Below are 1219 nucleotides of genomic sequence, written 5' to 3'. Positions count from 1 at the left end.
ACTACGGGACGATCCGCAGCGGCAACGTCGTCGCACCGATCAACCCGCTTCTGCCGGCACCGGCCGTGGCGCACGTGCTGCGCCTGGCGATGCCCTCGGCCGTGCTGGTCTCCGAGGGCGCGCTGGACGGCCTGCGCGCCAAGCTGGCCGAGCAGGGACTCCTCGACCTGGTCCGGGAGGAGGTCCGGGTCGACTTCGGCCGGCTGCTCCGGCTGCGGACCGGCCCGGGGCCCGCGCTGCCGGACGACACCGCCGCCCTGATGTTCACCAGCGGCTCGACCGGCCGGGCGAAGGCGGTCGCCTACAGCCACCGCAACGTCCTGGCCAACGCCGCGCAGCTCGCGGAGGCCCACGGGCTCGTCGGAGCGGGCGGGCTCGCGCACAGCAGGCCGATCTTCTACCCGATGCACATGAACGCGTCGGTGCTGTCCGGGGTCCGGCAGGTGCTCGTCGGCCACCGGCGCGTGCTCGACTCGGTGTCGGCCGCCGACGAGGCGCGGGCGACCCACCTGTACTCGCTGCCGGTACGGCTGGAGCAGCTCGCGGCCGACCCGGCGTTCGGTGGGCTCCGGGTCCGCCACCTGCGCGTGGTCGGCTCCGGCAGCACCGCGCTGTCGGAGCGGGCGGCCACCCGGATCGCCTCGACCCTGGGCGTGCCCTGCTGGCAGGGCTACGGGCTGTCCGAGACGACGTCGCTGATCAGCACGGAACGCGTCGGGTACGAGCGGGTCGGCTCGGTCGGCGCACCGGTCCGGGACGTCGAGGTCCGGGTCGCCGCACTGGACGACCCGACCGCGGCGCCGGTGCCGACCGGGGTGGCCGGGCAGGTCTGGGTCGCGGGACCGAACGTCATGCAGGGCTACCTGGACGGTTCGGGCGTGACCCCGGTGGCGCCCGGCTGGTTCCCGACCGGCGACTACGGCGCGGTGTCGGACGACGGTCTGCTGACCGTGGTCGACCGCATCGGTGACCTGGTCCGCAGGGGCGGTGAGGTCGTCTCGCCGTCGTCGGTCCGCCGGGCGCTCGAAGCCCACCCGGACGTGGCGGAGTGCGCGGTGGTGGGCGTGCCCGGAGCCGACGGCACCCCGACCCGGCTCGCCGGGTTCGTCCGCACCACCACCGGCGCCGCACCCGGTCCGCCGGTCGCGGACCTGCCCACCGCGGACCTGGACGTCCTGACGGTGGTCGAGTCCCTGCCGCGCCTGGCCAACGGCAAGGT

Annotated in this window: 1 protein-coding gene; it reads left to right on the top strand. The window is 75.4% G+C overall.

All coding sequences use genetic code 11. From position 1 onward, the window contains the following. Positions 1-1219 (top strand): class I adenylate-forming enzyme family protein (locus AB0G02_RS41140; protein WP_360806256.1); only part of this gene is annotated, 1219 nt, incomplete at both ends.

It is taken from the genome of Actinosynnema sp. NPDC023658, assembly GCF_040639995.1.
Taxonomy (GTDB): domain Bacteria; phylum Actinomycetota; class Actinomycetes; order Mycobacteriales; family Pseudonocardiaceae; genus Actinosynnema.
Note: the sequence above shows the minus strand (reverse complement) of the source record. Positions and strands in the feature narration are given on the sequence as shown.